Below are 15,244 nucleotides of genomic sequence, written 5' to 3'. Positions count from 1 at the left end.
AAGGGCTGTGCATAACAATCTCTTCTTTTCCGGAATGCATAAATGTAACAAATGTGGAAATATGGGAATGAAAGACAATGCCGGGCCCGGAGCTCCGCGTCAGATCCTTAATATTGCACAATATCTTCTGATCATTGACCTGAAACAACCCGTAATTCAGAGGCATACGCCATTTTTTTTGATCCGGATCATCATTCCGCCCCCCATACAACCTTCTGCAACTGTTGCCGGTCTGTTTTCCAGACACTGCATTTATGCAACTACATCTTTTTTTGCAACCTGGTGTTGCGAAATTTAAAACAGATCGTTTAACCATTAAACAATAGTGATGATGAAACAAATTCAATTAGCAGGTTTTTTATTCTTGGCAATAGCACTGATATCCTGCGGTACGACCAAAAAAACAGGAACTACCATGACAAAAAATGAAGAAGCGCAAAAACAGCTTGAGCACTTTCCAAAAGAGAAAAAGGGATACAAACGCTACGTGATCCTTTTACCGGCCAAAGGTGCTGAAGAAGCAGATCTTAAAGTAGAACTGATGCCCGGCAAGGTAATGCCTACCGACTGTAATACCCGCTCTCTGAATGGTAAAATTGCAGAAAAAGACCTGCAGGGATGGGGTTATACTTACTATGAGTTCTCCTCCAACGGAACAGTGGTTTCCACCATGATGGCCTGCCCCGATAGTAAGAAAACAGAAAGATTTGTTGGCGCCCGGACCGAGCAGATCCGCTATAACAGCAAATTGCCGGTTGTGGTATTTGTACCCGATGGCTACGAATTAAAATACCGCATCTGGAATGCCGGGGGCACTTCTGATGCTGCTGTTAAATAAAGCCCGTCCATTCAACAATTAGAGCCTGTTTAAAATTCATTCAATGGCTTTATTATGGCCGTTTTGGGCTGCAACTGCGTTAAATTTTTCGCCATAGTGGCCTACTATGCCTGCAAAATTTTCCTTGTTTCGCTCCAAAATAGCTTCATAATAAATTCCATCAATAAAATTTAAACAGGCTCTAACTTTAAAAAAGAAAGGCTGTCCCGAAATTTCCGGGACAGCTTTTTTTATCCGGGGTTATGAAGAAGGAAATCAGCAATGCTGTTTCCGGCACCTTCAAAAACCTTCTGCCAAACGTTTTGCTTTACCCCGCGCCATGATGCTATGTAAAATACAACCAGCAATTCTCAGCAGCCGTTTAAACTTCAGTTTCACAAAGCCCTGCAGTAAATCTGAACGTCTAAAAAACATTAAGAAAGGGATGATCCATTAAGGACCAGGACTCCTTCATTGCTCTTAAGGGCCGGGGGTTTTGTAATACGCCTGTTTTCAAATAACCTCTTACACAGTGTTTAAAAATGATTCCCTGTAAAATGGAGATGATGGTTATTGCCTGCAGGTGGTGCAGATCAATCGCAGAAGTGAACGCATTAACAACGGCTTCCCTGTTCGTTCAGCCATCCGGGGTATGCGCAACAACCCGGAAGATCCTTTGGAGCAGGAAAAATCCAATTTAAAACCGGCCGCTCAGAGGTTTGATGGGAAAGAAAATAAAAGTGCCCGGAGCTTCAGGCCAGGGCGGTTGGTACACCGCATGAAAAAAGGGCTGCTCGTTTGAGCAGCCCTCTGTATAGAAAACGGACTAAAAAAAACTATTTGTTTACAGGTGTTCCGGTTCTTCTTTGGAGATTAACCGTAGTACCGGGCGTCCTGGTCATTGTACCCTGGTCTTCTTTCCGGATCACAGATCTTTTGGCATCATCCAGGTAATCAAAGAAGTCATCTACTTCAAGACGGATATTGAACCCTGCAGTCTTATTGTATAAGGTCCGCCCCCCACCGATGGAAAAATCGCCATAGATAACATCGTTCTTTTCGGGCCAGTAATATTTATCATTTTCCAGGCTGTAGACCACGGCGTAAGAACCGTCGTAATCCATCCGCACTACCGAATAGGCCGACCCTACTTCGGAAACATAAACCGTAATGCCCGTCTCTTTGTTATTGCGATTATCATCGCGCCAGTGATCCCGCTTGGTGCAGCTTCCCAAAACAGCAACAGCCAAAACCGATACAATTGAAAAAGTAAGAATCCGTTTCATGGTAGTTCAATTTAATTGTTATAAATTTCTTGAGATCGTTCGTCTTTGATATATAGAAGATCCGGCAGTTATGAAGATTGCATGACATTTGTTAAAAAACAGATAAAAGCAAAACCCGTTCCGGGAACCTTAACTTATTGTACTTTTGCGCTTTAATTTTCAGCATGAGGACATTTTTTATTTCATGGCTTGTTTTAAGTATTGCGATGACCACCAGCAACACATTTGGCCAGTACCTGGTTGCAGGTACCTATACCCATAACAACAGTACAAGTAAAGGTATCTACGTTTATGATTTTGATCCGCAAACCGGGACCCTGCAGCCTGTGAGCAGTGTGGAAACCGCAAACCCCTCCTTCCAGGTTGTTTCAAAAGACCAGCGCTTTGTTTACTCTGTAAACGAAACCGCCGACGGGGGCATCAGCGCCTTTTCCGTTGAACCTGCAAGGGGGAAGCTCACCCTCTTAAATACAGTAAAAAGTATGGGCGACGATCCCTGTTACCTGGAAACAGACCGGAGTGGTCAATGGCTGTTTGCCTCCAATTACTCCAGTGGCAGTTTTTCCATTTACCCTATTCTTAAAGACGGATCACTGGGCGCCCTGTCGCAACTGGTAACGCATAAAGGCAGCGGGCCGGATACCACCCGCCAGCGCGGGCCACATGTGCACAGCACCACCATATCCCCAGACAATAAATTCCTGTTCGTATGCGACCTCGGAACGGATCAGATCGTTTCCTATCCCTTTAATGCCAGAACAGGAAAAGTGGATACGGCCAATACAGCCAGTATTCAAACAGCGCCCGGGGCGGGGCCGCGTCATATGGTCATTTCAAAAAATAAAAAATGGGTCTATAACATCGACGAAATGTTTGGTACGGTCAACGTTTATGCTTTGCATAAAGGAAAACTGCGGCACCTGCAAACGGCCGACGGGCTGAAGGCCGAAAAGGGAAAGGCTGCCGGGGCGGATATCCATCTCTCTCCCGACAATAAATTCCTCTATACTTCGCAGCGCAGCAGCAGCACGATCGAGGTTTATAAAACCGACCTCAAAACCGGGATGATCCATTATGCGGGCAGCGTTTCAACCAATGGAAATTTTCCGCGGAATTTTACCATCGACCCTTCCGGTCGCTGGCTGCTTGCAGCCAACCAGAAAAGCGATAATATCACCCTTTTCAAAATCAATCCCGATACCGGCATGCCCGAGCCAACCGGCCGCGAGGTAAAAACGGGCATACCGGTATCACTCAAATGGATCTCGAAATAATGATATAAACCCGCTATAAAAAGTTCCTGTACCGGCCCATAAAAAATACGCGATGAAATATCCTTTTCTCCTGTTGACCGTCTTCACGGTGCTGATCACCACCCGGGGCTGGAGCCAATCGCTGCCGGCACAGCAGTTCCAAAAAGAGGCGGAAGCCCCTGCGGAGAAAAACATACTGGACGTACGCACCCCCGATGAATATACAGCCGGGCACATTGCCGGTGCGGTGAACATTAACTGGCTGGACAGCTCGTTTAGCCGGAAGGCACTGTTATTGCCAAAGGAGCTGCCGGTGTATGTATATTGCCTCAGTGGCGGCAGAAGCGCCAAAGCAGCAGCCTATTTACGCAGCAAGGGATTTAAACAGGTGTATGAAATGGAAGGAGGCATGCTCAAATGGCGTGCTGCGCAATTGCCGGAAGAAAAGACTGCCGGCGGAAAGGGGCTGTTCTTCTCTAAAGCTGATTTTGAAAAGGCTTTACAGACCGACAAACTGGTGCTGGTTGATTTTTATGCCGCATGGTGCGGGCCCTGCAAAAAAATGGAGCCTTACCTGAAGGAGATCGCGCATGAAAAGGCGGCTACGGTATCCGTGCTGCGGATCGATATTGATAAAAATCCGGAGCTGGCCAATACCCTGAAGATCGATGCCTTACCGGTACTGCACATTTATAAGAACGGAAAGCTGCAATGGTCTCATCTCGGTTATATCACAAAAAAGAAAGTGCTTACGAAGCTGCAATGACCGCTACCTCCTTCAGCACCAGGTTCCTGATATCCTCCAGCCGCATAACGCTTTCCGTTAGCCGGTGTTTGGGGATACCGATATCCATTACACAAAACAGCTGCAATTCCTGTTTCATGATCAGGCAGTCAAATTGTTTTACCACATTCATCACTTCGTTGAGCTGGGTATAGTCAAATTGCAGATGATAGGTTTTTAATACCGGCTTACGCACCAGGGGCGTTACCTGCAATGCCATGGCTGCAGCTGATTTATACGCATTGATCAGCCCCGGCACCCCCAGCAGGGTACCGCCAAAATAGCGTACGACGATGATCAGGACATCCGTCACCTGCCGGCTGTCGATCTGGCCCAATATCGGCCGTCCCGCAGTTCCGGAAGGTTCGCCTGCATCGCTGACCCGGAAAGCATTTCCTTCTGTGCCCAGGCGGTATGCAAAACAATGATGATTGGCCTTGGGATGCTCTTTTTTTACAGCAGCCAGTATTTTTTTAAACTCATCGGTATTTTTAAGCGGATAGGCCATGGCAATAAAACGGCTGCCCCGGTCTTTAAATTCTGCCTGTCCGCCCGTTTCAATGGTCTGATAATAATTTCCCTGGTCCATCTTAAACTATAAACTGATTATGTATATGCTTATAAACTGTTATTTCGTCTGCCCCAATTTTGGTTGTCTGAAGGAGCACCTGCCCCTGCAATGACGGAGCCGATAATCCCCCGCCGGCAATCATTTCTGTATTAGTGATCACGCGGGCCTCATCCCACAGGCCTGCATCAATAAAGGATTGCAACAACCGGCGCCCCCCTTCTACAAAAACGCTCTGAACCTGCCGTTGAAACAATACATCCAGCATTCCGGTTACCAGGTCTCCCGCTGTTATTTTGATCCACTCCGTTTGCGCGCCCTTCTTTTCCTCCTTCCGGTTAAATACCCATGCGGCACTGCCGGAGTGCAGCAATTTCAGATCGTCCGGCAGATCGCCCGAAGCAGCAACCACGATCTTCAGCGGCGCTTTTCCAAACCAGTGGCGACGGTCGAGCAGCGGGTCATCCTTAACCGCCGTAGCAGCGCCCACCATAATAGCGGCTTCTTCCGAGCGCCACCGGTGCACCAACCGGTTGGTCACCGGATGGGTGATCCTTAAGCGTTCCCCATCCGGAGAAGCCATGATGCCATCCCTTGTCTGAGCCCATTTTAAAATAATATACGGGCGTTTTAACCCGTGAAAAGTAAAGAACCGTTTGTTTAGGGTGATAGCTTCCTGCGTGGCAATCTGTTCAACCACTTCCACACCGGCATTCCGCAGCCTTTCGATCCCTTTTCCATTGACCTCCTCAAAACGATCACGACACCCTACCACTACCCTTGGGATCTTATGCCGGATGATCAGATCTGCACAGGGAGGCGTTTTACCGTAATGGGCACAGGGTTCAAGGGAAACATAGAGCGTAGCCTTTTCGATCAGCCCCGGGTACTGCTCCAGCGCCTGGTTGATACAATGCACTTCCGCATGTGCTTCCCCGTACCGCTGGTGGTATCCCTCACCAATGACCCGGTCCTTGTATACCAGCACGGCACCCACCATCGGGTTAGGAGCTACAGCTCCGGCACCCAGTTTTGCCAGCTGGAAACAACGTTCCAAATAAAGTTCCTGTACTGCTGTATCCATTTTTGCAAAAGTAAAAGAATTAAGTTTGCAGCATGTCTTTAAAAAACGTAGAAAAAAGCTTTGTACAGGAGCTGCAGGTTCTTTATCCGGAAAATGAAGCGCAGCAGATCTGGTACCTGGCCGTGGCGCACCTTACGGGCTTCGATCTCCGGGCCTGTGAAGGGCGGCAGTTCAACCCCGACCCCTGTATGCTGAAAATGCTATCGGATATCAGGAAGCGGTTACTAAAAGCCGAACCGATCCAGTATATCCTGAATGAGGCCTGGTTCTATGATATTCCTTTTTTTGTCAATAAGCAGGTACTGATCCCAAGACCCGAAACCGAAGAACTCGTGGATGCCGTTATACAGGAACATAAGACCCGGCCTTCCGTGCGCATATTAGACATCGGAACCGGAAGCGGGTGCATTCCCGTTATTTTGAAAAGAAAGCTCCCGGATGCAACGGTGACGAGTTGTGATATCAGCGCAGAGGCACTGGCAGTTGCCCGTAAAAATGCAGCTAAATACCAGCAGGACATCCACTTTATGCAGCTCGATTTCTTAGAAGAAACAAACTGGCCGCAGCTTCCGCAGGTTGATGTGCTGGTAAGCAACCCACCCTATATCCCCGTTGCTGATCAAACATCGATGCATAAAAATGTGACAGACTATGAACCGGCGCTCGCTTTATTTGTTCCGGATGAGGATCCTTTACTATTTTACCGCAAAATAGCGGGCGCCGCAAGTGCTGTTCTTGCGCCCGGCGGCCGGATCTACCTGGAAGTACATGAGAACCTGGCGGAAGAAACCCGGCAGCTGCTTGAAACGAAAGGGTTCACTGCAGTTATTAAAACCGACATGCAGGGGAAACAACGGTTTGTGCTGGCCGGCTTTGCCAACAGCGAAAAATAAATGCCGGGCAACGCCTGTTATTTACTGCCCCTTTTTTAATGCATCGGTTCCCGAAGGGCGCATCATCATGGCCTGGAACTGCTTCATGGTATGCTCCATCCCCTCTGTACTGCCATCCAGGAAGATCACGTTTCCTTTTCCGTACTCTGCAAAATTCTTGATGGCCTCTGTCCACATGCTGAACAGGATAAAATTGGTATCGAGGTTCGCCTGGCGCAGCTCCACTGCTGCAGAAGATACCCCCTTGGCCACTTCCTCCCGGAACAAGGCGATCCCCTGTCCCCGCAGCCGCGCAGCTTCCCGTTCTGCTTCCGCGCTGATCTTGATCGCATTTCCTTCGGCCTCCGCCGATTTAGTTTTGGTGATCAGCAATGCCTGCCCTTCATTTTCTGCCGCTGCCTTCAGGTTGTTACTGGCAACCACCTTGCTCATAGAGTCAAGGATCATTTTATCAAATGTAATATCGTTGATCTGCAGATCCAGCAGGTGATAACCCCATTCCTCAAGTGTGTGGTCAATCTCCACTTTTACATATTGTACAATTTCACGGCGCAGTCCCAATACCTCGGCCTGCTTCTTTGTAGCCACAAAGGCGCGTATATTGCCCTCAATGGTACGCACCAGGGCCTGCATCAGGTTCCGCTCATCAATAAATTTGAATGCCACCTTCTTTACTGTCTCCTCCAGCTCATTCTGTACGGCGTACAGCAACATGCTTTTAAAATACACATTGGCCTGGTCCTGGGTCACCGCCTGGAACTCCAGCTCAACAGACCGGTTCTGAACAGATACCCGCCGGTACACTCTTTCAATAAAAGGGATCTTAATATTTAAGCCCGGCTTTACAATACGACGGTATTTCCCAAACATGGTAATAACGCCGATATAGCCCTGGTTTACGGTAAACAACCCGCTGAGCACCACAAGCAGTATAACCAGTACCCACCAAAAGTTCGTAATAAATTCCATAACAATAATTATATTTTTATAAAGATAAGCATTAAGCTACCTGGACGGGAATACCTTCCGGGTCCGGGCGCATAACATTTTTATGATACCCTGTTTTTGCCTTTACGCTGCAGACCTGGGAGCGCTTCATCATTGCGCTTTTTTTAAAATACCCGGGCCCGTTCCACCCGGAAATTCCGGGGAAATAACAAAGGGATCAGGAAGCGGCCCTTTCTTCCCAAACCTGTACCAGGTTGACCAGTGTTTCCACTGACTTTTGCATATCCTGGATGCTTACGTACTCATGTTTGCCATGGAAAGCCATTTCACCAGTAAAGATATCCGGGAAAGGAATGCCCATAAAAGATAACCGGGAGCCATCTGTCCCCCCCCTTGCGCTGCTCTTTTTAAATTCAATACCACTCCGCTCCATTGCGATCTTTACGTAATCCCCTATTTCAGGATGCTGATCAACCACTTCTTTCATATTCCGGTACTGCTCCCGGCTTGCAAATTCGTACCGGCTGCCGGGATATCTTCCTGTAGCCTGTTTTGCAAACTGCTCCAGCCGGGCCTCATGCAATTTCAGTTTCTGGGTATCAAAATCGCGGATAATAAAACTCAGTGAGGCCTTTTCGGCGCCGCCTTCTATATGCACCGGGTGCACAAACCCTTCCCGGTCTTCTGTTGTTTCGGGACTAAAGCCGTCCCTGGGCAGCAGGTCAAGAAAGGTTCCTGCTATTTTGATAGCATTGATGAGCTTATCCCTGGCATAACCGGGGTGAATACTGTTTCCATAAAAATGTATGGTAACACCATTGGCACTAAAGGTTTCATCTGTATAGCTGCCCCGTTCACCTCCGTCCAGGGTATATCCAAAATCAGCCCCCAGTTTTTCCAGGTTTACATGGTCTACCCCGCGGCCGATCTCTTCATCCGGCGTAAACAGGATTTTGACCGTACCGTGTTTTACTTCGGGATGGGTTGTCAGGAAGTGTACGAGGTCCATAATAATGGCAACCCCGGCCTTATCATCTGCCCCCAGGAGCGTAGTACCGGAGGCTGTAATGATATCCTCACCTCTTTTTGTTTTCAGATAGGGATGATCGCCAGGCCGGATAACCTGTTGCGGGTCATCAGGCAACACTATATCCCTGCAATCATAGTTTTGATGTACAATGGGTTTAACCCCTGTACCTGAACAATCAGAAGAGGTATCAACATGACTGCAAAAGCAGATCACCGGAACCTGCTTATCCGTATTGGCGGGAATGGAAGCATACACATATCCAAACTCATCCAGCTCCGCATCCTGCAGTCCCATCTCTTTCAGCTCACCAACCAGGATCCTGCTCAAATCTTTTTGCCTGGCGGTTGACGGAACACTGTCCGACAGGGGATCACTTTGCGTATCAATAGTTACATACTTCAAAAAACGGTCAGAAACGGTAAAGTTATAGGTCATGGTCGCTTATTCAATGAACAATAAATATACTTAAAACAACAACAGGCACATTATCAAAACGTAATACAATTCAATTGATTTAAAACTAAATATAAAAGCAGCTTTAAAAGCTGCTTTTACCAAATTATCATTTAATCTTTGTTAAGGCATAATAATCAGGGGGCTTCCGCCTTCTATCTCAACCAGCTCCAGGTCAAATACCAGGTCTTTGCCGGCAAGCGGGTGATTGGCATCCAGCACGATCTTGTCTTCCGTGATCTCCTTTACGGTCACCTGGAACTGCTGGCCCTGAGGGTCGCTCATCACCAGGGGCATCCCCACTTCCACTTCCATATCCTGGGGAAGGCGATCTTTCGGCATTTCTATAACCATATCAGGATTTACCGGGCCATAGGCTTCATCGGCAGGAATGGTGATGGTCTTTTTTTCACCTACAGTCATCCCTGTAACGCCGTCATCAAACCCTTTGATCACCATACCGCCCCCGATCTCAAAGGGCAACGGATCACGCCCCTCGGAAGAATCAAAGGTTTCGCCAGTCGTCAGTTTTCCGTGATAGTGCACCTTTACTTTATCGCCTTTTTTTGCTTGTTGCATTGATTGAATTTAAAATGAATAAACTGATTTGAGGGCAAGGTAGGCTTTTTTATGCAGATGCCATAATTTGTAATTACAAAGCAGGCGCCCCTATTTTTCGGGGAATCCGGAAATTTGCAGGCCCTCCTCTATTTAGAAGAATATGCCGTTCACTGTGAGCCGCCGGCCCTGAAAAACGGCCGGCAACAAGCAGGAACAGGCAACCCGACAGCCATTTCATATAATTGCTTTTCATTTGATTGAACACACCGGCTACTGAGAGCCAAAACCGGGGATCCCTTTGCTTTCTGTCAAGAAGGCCCGCGGGTTCCCCGGAACAGTTTCGTTATTTCAGGATCGATCATTTACCGCTATTTTTGCAGCATGACGCTGAATGAACAGGCAAAGAAATTACGTATCGTTTTTATGGGTACACCCGAGTTTGCAGTTGCCAGCCTTGATGCCCTGGTCCGGGCAGGCGGCACAATCGTTGGTGTGATCACTGCTCCGGATAAACCAGCAGGGAGAGGCATGGAATTACAGCAAAGTGCTGTAAAAAAATATGCACTGGAACACCAGTTGCCCCTACTCCAGCCCGAAAAGCTGAGAGACCCGGACTTCCTTGATGCTTTGCGGAATTTGAAAGCCGATCTCCAGATCTGCGTGGCCTTCCGGATGTTGCCGGAGGTTGTATGGAACATGCCGCCTATGGGAACGATCAACCTTCACGGCTCCCTGCTTCCGCAGTACCGGGGTGCGGCCCCCATCAATTGGGCAGTGATCAATGGAGAAAAGGAAACGGGGGTAACCACGTTTAAACTACAGCACGAAATAGATACCGGCCATATCCTCTTACAGGACCACTTTCCGGTAAACGAAGACGATACGGCAGGCAGTGTTCATGATAAAATGAAGGATATCGGGGCCAACTTGCTGGTAGCCACCGTAGAAGGGCTGGCAAACGGATCGCTGACAGAGATCCCCCAACCCGGGGCTGCCGCGCTCCGCCATGCGCCTAAGATTTTTACAGAAACCTGCCTTATCGATTTCAGCCAGCCGGTTGAAAAAGTCTACGATCTCGTACGGGGGCTTTCTCCCTATCCCGGGGCGTTTACCTTCCTCAACCAGAAAAAGTTAAAAATATTTAAGGCTTCTGTCAGAAAAGCAGCAACAGACCAGCAACCGGGGACCTTCCAAACAGACGCCAAAACATACCTCTCCTTTGTATGTACCAATGGATTCCTGGACCTGAAGGAGCTCCAATTGGAGGGTAAAAAGCGGATGGCTGTCGAAGATTTCCTGCGGGGCTACCAGTTTTAGTCAACGGCCGGACGGGCATGGGCCGGCAGCTTTTAATGGGTAACCACAACATCAAAATCCGCAGCATTAATGCGGAGTGCCGTAGCTGCGGCATCACTAATACGCAAGGCCGGACTGTTCTTTTGTTTCAGGCTTTTTATATCTCCCAGTACTTTTGCATACACCGTTGTGTTTGCATTAGGATTGGATAGTTTGATGATCGTTCCGGAAGGAACGCCGTCGATCAACGCATAATATTTTCCATCATCCCAGCCTTTATCGGTTTTAAAGACTCCCGCATGCACCGGTTTATCGGTTGTGGAAGCAGCAGTTGTTTGTGCCTCGTACGCGGTCTTAAAGAATCCGCTTTCGTCAAAATTTGCAGGAGGAGGTGCCGCTTCGGCAACCGGTGCGGAAGAAACAGCCTGTGCGGCCGGCTGCTCCCCGGAGGGCTTAGAAGACGCTTTTTTTACAACGGCTTCCGGCGCTTCATTTTCGGGGGCTGCTTTTTCTGCCGGACCAAGAAAACGGGAGGCGATATATCCTGTAACGCCCTCTCCCGTACGCACTGCGGCCCATTCACCTTTTGTATCGCCACTTACTGTAACAATTTCATTGTTTTCGGCCTTGCCTACTACCGGTTCTTCAGTACCCGGTCCCTTCCGGATGTTGATCCCCGTACCCACAATGGCCATTTGCTTTTCTGCTTTGACAGCCGGCTGCTCTTTTTTAGCCACCGGGCGTTCTGCCGGTTCTGCAGCCGGGTCTACAAGATACTGAGTGGCGGCATAGCCTTCTGTTCCGCCGCTGGTACGTACAGCTGCCCATTCGTCATTTACCTGCCGGGTTATGGTAATAATTTCGTCCTTTTGAGCCTGCCCCACAACAGCCTGGTCCGTGCCCGGCCCTTTCCGTATATTAATATACGTATCGGAAGCCACTTTCGCCTTTTTGCCGGCTGTTTTTTTCACTTCCGCCTTTGCCACTTCTTTTTCCTCATCATTATTCTTTGAATCTGCCGAACCCAGGAACTGGGAAGCCACATAGCCCTTTTTCCCGTCAGCAGTACGGATAGCAGCCCATTCATCATTAACCCTGCGGCTTATGGTTACCACTTCATCCTTCTCTACCTGTCCTACTACCGGCTGGTCTGTGCCCGGCCCCTTGCGTATATTCACCGCCGATGCTGCTGCTGCTTTTTGACCAGCCTTCAGCACAACGCTGCTTTTAACTGTTTCTTTTTCTTCGTCTGCCTGCGGGGCAGTTACCGGCTCCAAAAACTGGGAGGCCATATAACCTTTTTGTCCCCCGGCTGTACGTACTTCTACCCAGTCGCCGTTCACTCGCCGCGTAACCGTAACCACTTCATCTTTTTGCAGCGTGCCTGCTACCGGCTGGCCGGTACTGGCTCCTTTACGGATATTCACGGCGGAAGTAACGGTTACTTTCTGTCCTGTCTTTAAAGTAGCACCGGCATTACTCCTGGCCGTTTCGGTCTGCTCCTCTTCTTTTTTCTCCTTCTTTGCCGCGGCATTATCCATCATATACCCAACCAGGATGTCCTGCCCCCTGGAAACAGCATCTTTTCTCAGCTTGTTCCAGGCCTTCAGGGTTTTTACATCCACCCGGTTGAATTTGCGGCTAATGGTTGTTAAGTTATCCTTTGCCCCCGCCTCGTAATAGACAGGGATCCCCTTCCGGGATTTGGTATTCAGGTTAGAAGCCGTAACCGGTACTTTAACCGTTTGCCCGATCTTCAGCTCCTGGCTACCCTTCATGCCATTTGCCTTTGCAAGTGTAGCAAGGGATACCCCGTATTTTGTGCTTAAATACTGTAACGATTCGCCAGAGGTAACCCTGTGCGCTACAATGGTTCCCCTGGAAGTGGAAAGCGCCGTCAGTTTTTTTTGTGCATGGGTGGTTCCCATTATTAACATCAATCCGGCCGTAACAATAAACGATTTCATGTATTCTAAATATGTCTTAAAAAATTCCTTACCGATACACGAATTTACAATAATATTTACAACTAAACGGCTTTAGAATTTGTTAACGAAAAGGAATATTTTGCCGGTAAATAATTGATATTTTGAAAAATAGTACCTTTGCGCCCCTATGTTTATAGAAGTTTTTAAATCCAAGATCCACAGGGCTGTTGTTACGGAGGCCTTCCTCAATTATATGGGCAGCATTACCATTGATGAAGACCTGATGGATGCCGCCAATCTGATTGAAAACGAAAAAGTTCAGGTGGTTAACGTGCATAACGGAGAACGCCTGGAAACCTATGTGATCAAGGGGAAAAGAGGCTCGGGCACCATCTGCCTCAATGGCCCCGCCGCCCGTAAGGCGCAGGTGGGTGATCCGGTAATCATTATCTCTTATGCTTCTATGGATCTTGAAGAGGCCAAAAAACATCAGCCTACCATCATTTTCCCAAAGGAAGGGAATAAGCTTTGAACTGCGAAACGGCTGACTACACAGGTTCAATGCTGCTGATTTTTGTTAAAACAGGCTGAATTTGATCGTTAAACAGGAAGCTTAAAGCTTTTCTATGAAAGCCTTGTCTGTAAAATCCCGCATCCACCCTGTCCCGGGTTTGGGCATGCTTGCTGTGCTCCTGCTCCTATCATTTTCAGAAGCAAATGCCTGCCGATGTAATACAATGACATTGCAGGAAGAAATCACAAGCGCAGATAACATCTTTACCGGAACCGTTATAAAAAAATAATACCCAACGGCATCAGAATACAACGGTGCTCATGTTCCGGACCCAATACCGGTGCCGATCTCTTTCGGAACCTCCAACTACGCCCCCTGGTGAAACACGATTTCTGTATTGCCCACCCAAAAATAATCGCCCTCTTTTAAAAGGACTTCCGTGGTATCGGATAAGCGTATAGAATTTTTATCCGTGTTAAAATACGTTCCGTTCTTACTGGGGGCTTTATCCTGTAAAAAATAAGCATACCCGCCATCAGCAGTACGTCTGCGCAGGATCTGGCAATGATTTTTTGAAATGAACCGGTCGGAGGTCCTGATGCCAAAATCTGCCGTTCCTCCCGGCAGATCATTCCAGCGCCCAATAGTGATCAGGTCTTTATTGATAAAGAAGTGCTGACCTTCGGTAAGGATATTCGGCTTCACTTCGATATAAGCACCTGCATTCTTTTGCAGAACCGCCGGGTCAATATCAATGACCGCACCCTCCTGTGTTTCGGGCATGTCGATCTTCCCATCCAGGCCGTTATAAAAAAAACGGTTCAGTTCACGTCCCGTTCTGAAGCGCTTCAGCGGGTCTTTTTCAAGACATTGCCGTACCAGCATCTGCAGCCATCCAGGAATATCGCATTCATCCGGCCTTATCCCCTCTCTCGCTTCGATGGCTTCCATCCGTTTGCGGCAGATATCCGGTACCGGGGCGCTCTTGTGCTTTTCCTCCAGGGCGATCATTTCGTTGGCCTGCTTGTAGTCTTTAACAGGAAAAGGCACCCCTCCGGTAAGCAGTTCGTAAAGAACGATCCCCAAACTATAAATGTCCGAAGGGGTATCAACCAGCGCCGCCCTCCATTTTTCGGGGGCCTTATATTCGGCCATCCCGTCTTCCTTTTTGCTATGGCGCACCGCATCCGGGTCTGCAAAAGACAGCCCGAAATCGATGAGCACATACCTCCAGCCCCCCTCTTCATTCCGGGTACGGATAATATTCTTGGGATTGATATCATTGTGAATGATCGCATCCCGGTTGATGATCACCGAATCGGAGGGCCCGTGCAGCGGCGAATTGCCATAGGAATGATAGTGATGACAATAACTTAAAGCAGACGCCATTTGTGCAATCACTTCCAGGGCATCTTCAATAGAAAAATACCCCTCCCGCTGGATGATGGTTTCAAGCGTTTCGCCATCCACATACTCCATTTCCAGCGAGGGCTTGTTATCCAGTATATACTCATCGTAGATCTTCACGATATTGGGATGATCCAGCCTTTTAAGGATCTCCACCTCGTTCTTAAAATCCCGGTATTCTTTTGCATCTTCGTTTTCCAACACAAAATCCAGTTGTTTTAATGCCACAACGTGCTCCGGATCCTCTTTGCTCCGGGCCTTGAACACGGCCGAAAAACCGCCATGGCCCACCACTTTAAGGATATCATATTTTAATGCTAATTCATGCATCCTTTTCCTGTTTCTGATTTAATTTTTCAATTTCCCTGCCCACCGCCTACCTTTCAGATCCAACTTCTCATGTTCCACTTATCCCTTCAATA

Annotated in this window: 14 protein-coding genes; 6 read left to right on the top strand and 8 right to left on the bottom strand. The window is 48.2% G+C overall.

Annotated elements, in window-relative coordinates; genetic code table 11:
- Positions 1–328 precede the first annotated feature (328 nt).
- Entirely contained in the window at positions 329–838 is a 510-nt protein-coding gene (gene eco, locus BLS44_RS20565; RefSeq protein WP_245729324.1) for a serine protease inhibitor ecotin, read from the top strand.
- 815 nt (positions 839–1,653) lie between these two features.
- Here eco and BLS44_RS20560 read toward each other — a convergent pair.
- A complete protein-coding gene (locus tag BLS44_RS20560; protein ID WP_090392120.1) occupies positions 1,654–2,103 on the bottom strand; it encodes a hypothetical protein in 450 nt (149 codons plus the stop codon).
- Positions 2,104–2,267: 164 nt separating this feature from the next.
- On the opposite strand from BLS44_RS20560, the gene BLS44_RS20555 reads away from it, so the two are divergent.
- Positions 2,268–3,377: a lactonase family protein gene (locus BLS44_RS20555; RefSeq protein WP_090392119.1), complete on the top strand. Its 1,110-nt coding sequence runs from the start codon at positions 2,268–2,270 to the stop codon at positions 3,375–3,377.
- A gap of 52 nt (positions 3,378–3,429) precedes the next feature.
- Positions 3,430–4,122 carry a thioredoxin domain-containing protein gene (locus BLS44_RS20550; RefSeq protein WP_090392118.1) on the top strand — a complete coding sequence of 231 codons (693 nt, stop codon included), beginning with the start codon at positions 3,430–3,432 and terminating at the stop codon, positions 4,120–4,122.
- Here BLS44_RS20550 and BLS44_RS20545 read toward each other — a convergent pair.
- Together BLS44_RS20545 and ribD are read right to left on the bottom strand one after the other, a co-directional pair.
- Positions 4,106–4,729 (bottom strand): IMPACT family protein, encoded by a 624-nt coding sequence (locus BLS44_RS20545; protein ID WP_090392117.1) that lies wholly within the window; start codon positions 4,727–4,729, stop codon positions 4,106–4,108. The genes BLS44_RS20550 and BLS44_RS20545 overlap by 17 nt on opposite strands.
- 1 nt (position 4,730) lies before the next feature.
- On the bottom strand, positions 4,731–5,792 hold the full coding sequence (ribD, locus tag BLS44_RS20540) for a bifunctional diaminohydroxyphosphoribosylaminopyrimidine deaminase/5-amino-6-(5-phosphoribosylamino)uracil reductase RibD (protein ID WP_090392116.1): 1,062 nt from the start codon (positions 5,790–5,792) through the stop codon (positions 4,731–4,733).
- Between the two features lie 32 nt (positions 5,793–5,824).
- On the opposite strand from ribD, the gene prmC reads away from it, so the two are divergent.
- Complete coding sequence (prmC, locus tag BLS44_RS20535) at positions 5,825–6,685, top strand: peptide chain release factor N(5)-glutamine methyltransferase (RefSeq protein WP_090392115.1); 861 nt, start codon at positions 5,825–5,827, stop codon at positions 6,683–6,685.
- 21 nt (positions 6,686–6,706) lie between these two features.
- Here prmC and BLS44_RS20530 read toward each other — a convergent pair whose 3' ends face one another.
- The 3 genes from BLS44_RS20530 to BLS44_RS20520 form a co-directional block, all read right to left on the bottom strand.
- Positions 6,707–7,654 (bottom strand): SPFH domain-containing protein, encoded by a 948-nt coding sequence (locus tag BLS44_RS20530; RefSeq protein ID WP_090392114.1) that lies wholly within the window; start codon positions 7,652–7,654, stop codon positions 6,707–6,709.
- Between the two features lie 196 nt (positions 7,655–7,850).
- Complete coding sequence (pepT, locus tag BLS44_RS20525; RefSeq protein ID WP_090392113.1) at positions 7,851–9,098, bottom strand: peptidase T; 1,248 nt, start codon at positions 9,096–9,098, stop codon at positions 7,851–7,853.
- Between the two features lie 141 nt (positions 9,099–9,239).
- Positions 9,240–9,695 (bottom strand): FKBP-type peptidyl-prolyl cis-trans isomerase, encoded by a 456-nt coding sequence (locus tag BLS44_RS20520; RefSeq protein WP_090392112.1) that lies wholly within the window; start codon positions 9,693–9,695, stop codon positions 9,240–9,242.
- Positions 9,696–10,058: 363 nt separating this feature from the next.
- Here BLS44_RS20520 and fmt point away from each other — a divergent pair, with 363 nt between their 5' ends.
- A complete protein-coding gene (gene fmt / locus BLS44_RS20515) occupies positions 10,059–10,994 on the top strand; it encodes a methionyl-tRNA formyltransferase (RefSeq protein ID WP_090392111.1) in 936 nt (311 codons plus the stop codon).
- A 32-nt stretch (positions 10,995–11,026) separates the two neighbouring features.
- Here the strand turns inward: fmt and BLS44_RS20510 are convergent, their stop codons facing one another.
- The gene (locus BLS44_RS20510; RefSeq protein WP_090392110.1) at positions 11,027–12,940 is read right to left on the bottom strand and encodes an SH3 domain-containing protein; all 1,914 of its coding nucleotides are present in this window, start codon (positions 12,938–12,940) and stop codon (positions 11,027–11,029) included.
- 148 nt (positions 12,941–13,088) lie between these two features.
- Between BLS44_RS20510 and panD the strand changes: the two genes are divergently transcribed.
- Complete coding sequence (panD, locus tag BLS44_RS20505; protein ID WP_090392109.1) at positions 13,089–13,433, top strand: aspartate 1-decarboxylase; 345 nt, start codon at positions 13,089–13,091, stop codon at positions 13,431–13,433.
- 348 nt (positions 13,434–13,781) lie between these two features.
- Here panD and BLS44_RS20500 read toward each other — a convergent pair whose 3' ends face one another.
- The gene (locus tag BLS44_RS20500; protein WP_090392108.1) at positions 13,782–15,152 is read right to left on the bottom strand and encodes an FHA domain-containing serine/threonine-protein kinase; all 1,371 of its coding nucleotides are present in this window, start codon (positions 15,150–15,152) and stop codon (positions 13,782–13,784) included.
- Positions 15,153–15,244: the final 92 nt, after the last annotated feature.

Source organism: Niabella drilacis, assembly GCF_900101395.1.
In the GTDB taxonomy this organism is placed as follows: Bacteria; Bacteroidota; Bacteroidia; order Chitinophagales; family Chitinophagaceae; genus Niabella; species Niabella drilacis.
This window is presented reverse-complemented; position numbering and strand designations above follow the sequence as displayed.

Bases quoted from the DNA above. Each gene is read 5' to 3' on its own strand.
- eco (WP_245729324.1), top strand. From the start codon at position 329: ATGATGAAACAAATTCAATTAGCAGGTTTTTTATTCTTGGCAATAGCA.
- BLS44_RS20560 (WP_090392120.1), bottom strand. From the start codon at position 2,103: ATGAAACGGATTCTTACTTTTTCAATTGTATCGGTTTTGGCTGTTGCT.
- BLS44_RS20555 (WP_090392119.1), top strand. From the start codon at position 2,268: ATGAGGACATTTTTTATTTCATGGCTTGTTTTAAGTATTGCGATGACC.
- BLS44_RS20550 (WP_090392118.1), top strand. From the start codon at position 3,430: ATGAAATATCCTTTTCTCCTGTTGACCGTCTTCACGGTGCTGATCACC.
- BLS44_RS20545 (WP_090392117.1), bottom strand. From the start codon at position 4,729: ATGGACCAGGGAAATTATTATCAGACCATTGAAACGGGCGGACAGGCA.
- ribD (WP_090392116.1), bottom strand. From the start codon at position 5,792: ATGGATACAGCAGTACAGGAACTTTATTTGGAACGTTGTTTCCAGCTG.
- prmC (WP_090392115.1), top strand. From the start codon at position 5,825: ATGTCTTTAAAAAACGTAGAAAAAAGCTTTGTACAGGAGCTGCAGGTT.
- BLS44_RS20530 (WP_090392114.1), bottom strand. From the start codon at position 7,654: ATGGAATTTATTACGAACTTTTGGTGGGTACTGGTTATACTGCTTGTG.
- pepT (WP_090392113.1), bottom strand. From the start codon at position 9,098: ATGACCTATAACTTTACCGTTTCTGACCGTTTTTTGAAGTATGTAACT.
- BLS44_RS20520 (WP_090392112.1), bottom strand. From the start codon at position 9,695: ATGCAACAAGCAAAAAAAGGCGATAAAGTAAAGGTGCACTATCACGGA.
- fmt (WP_090392111.1), top strand. From the start codon at position 10,059: ATGACGCTGAATGAACAGGCAAAGAAATTACGTATCGTTTTTATGGGT.
- BLS44_RS20510 (WP_090392110.1), bottom strand. From the start codon at position 12,940: ATGAAATCGTTTATTGTTACGGCCGGATTGATGTTAATAATGGGAACC.
- panD (WP_090392109.1), top strand. From the start codon at position 13,089: ATGTTTATAGAAGTTTTTAAATCCAAGATCCACAGGGCTGTTGTTACG.
- BLS44_RS20500 (WP_090392108.1), bottom strand. From the start codon at position 15,152: ATGCATGAATTAGCATTAAAATATGATATCCTTAAAGTGGTGGGCCAT.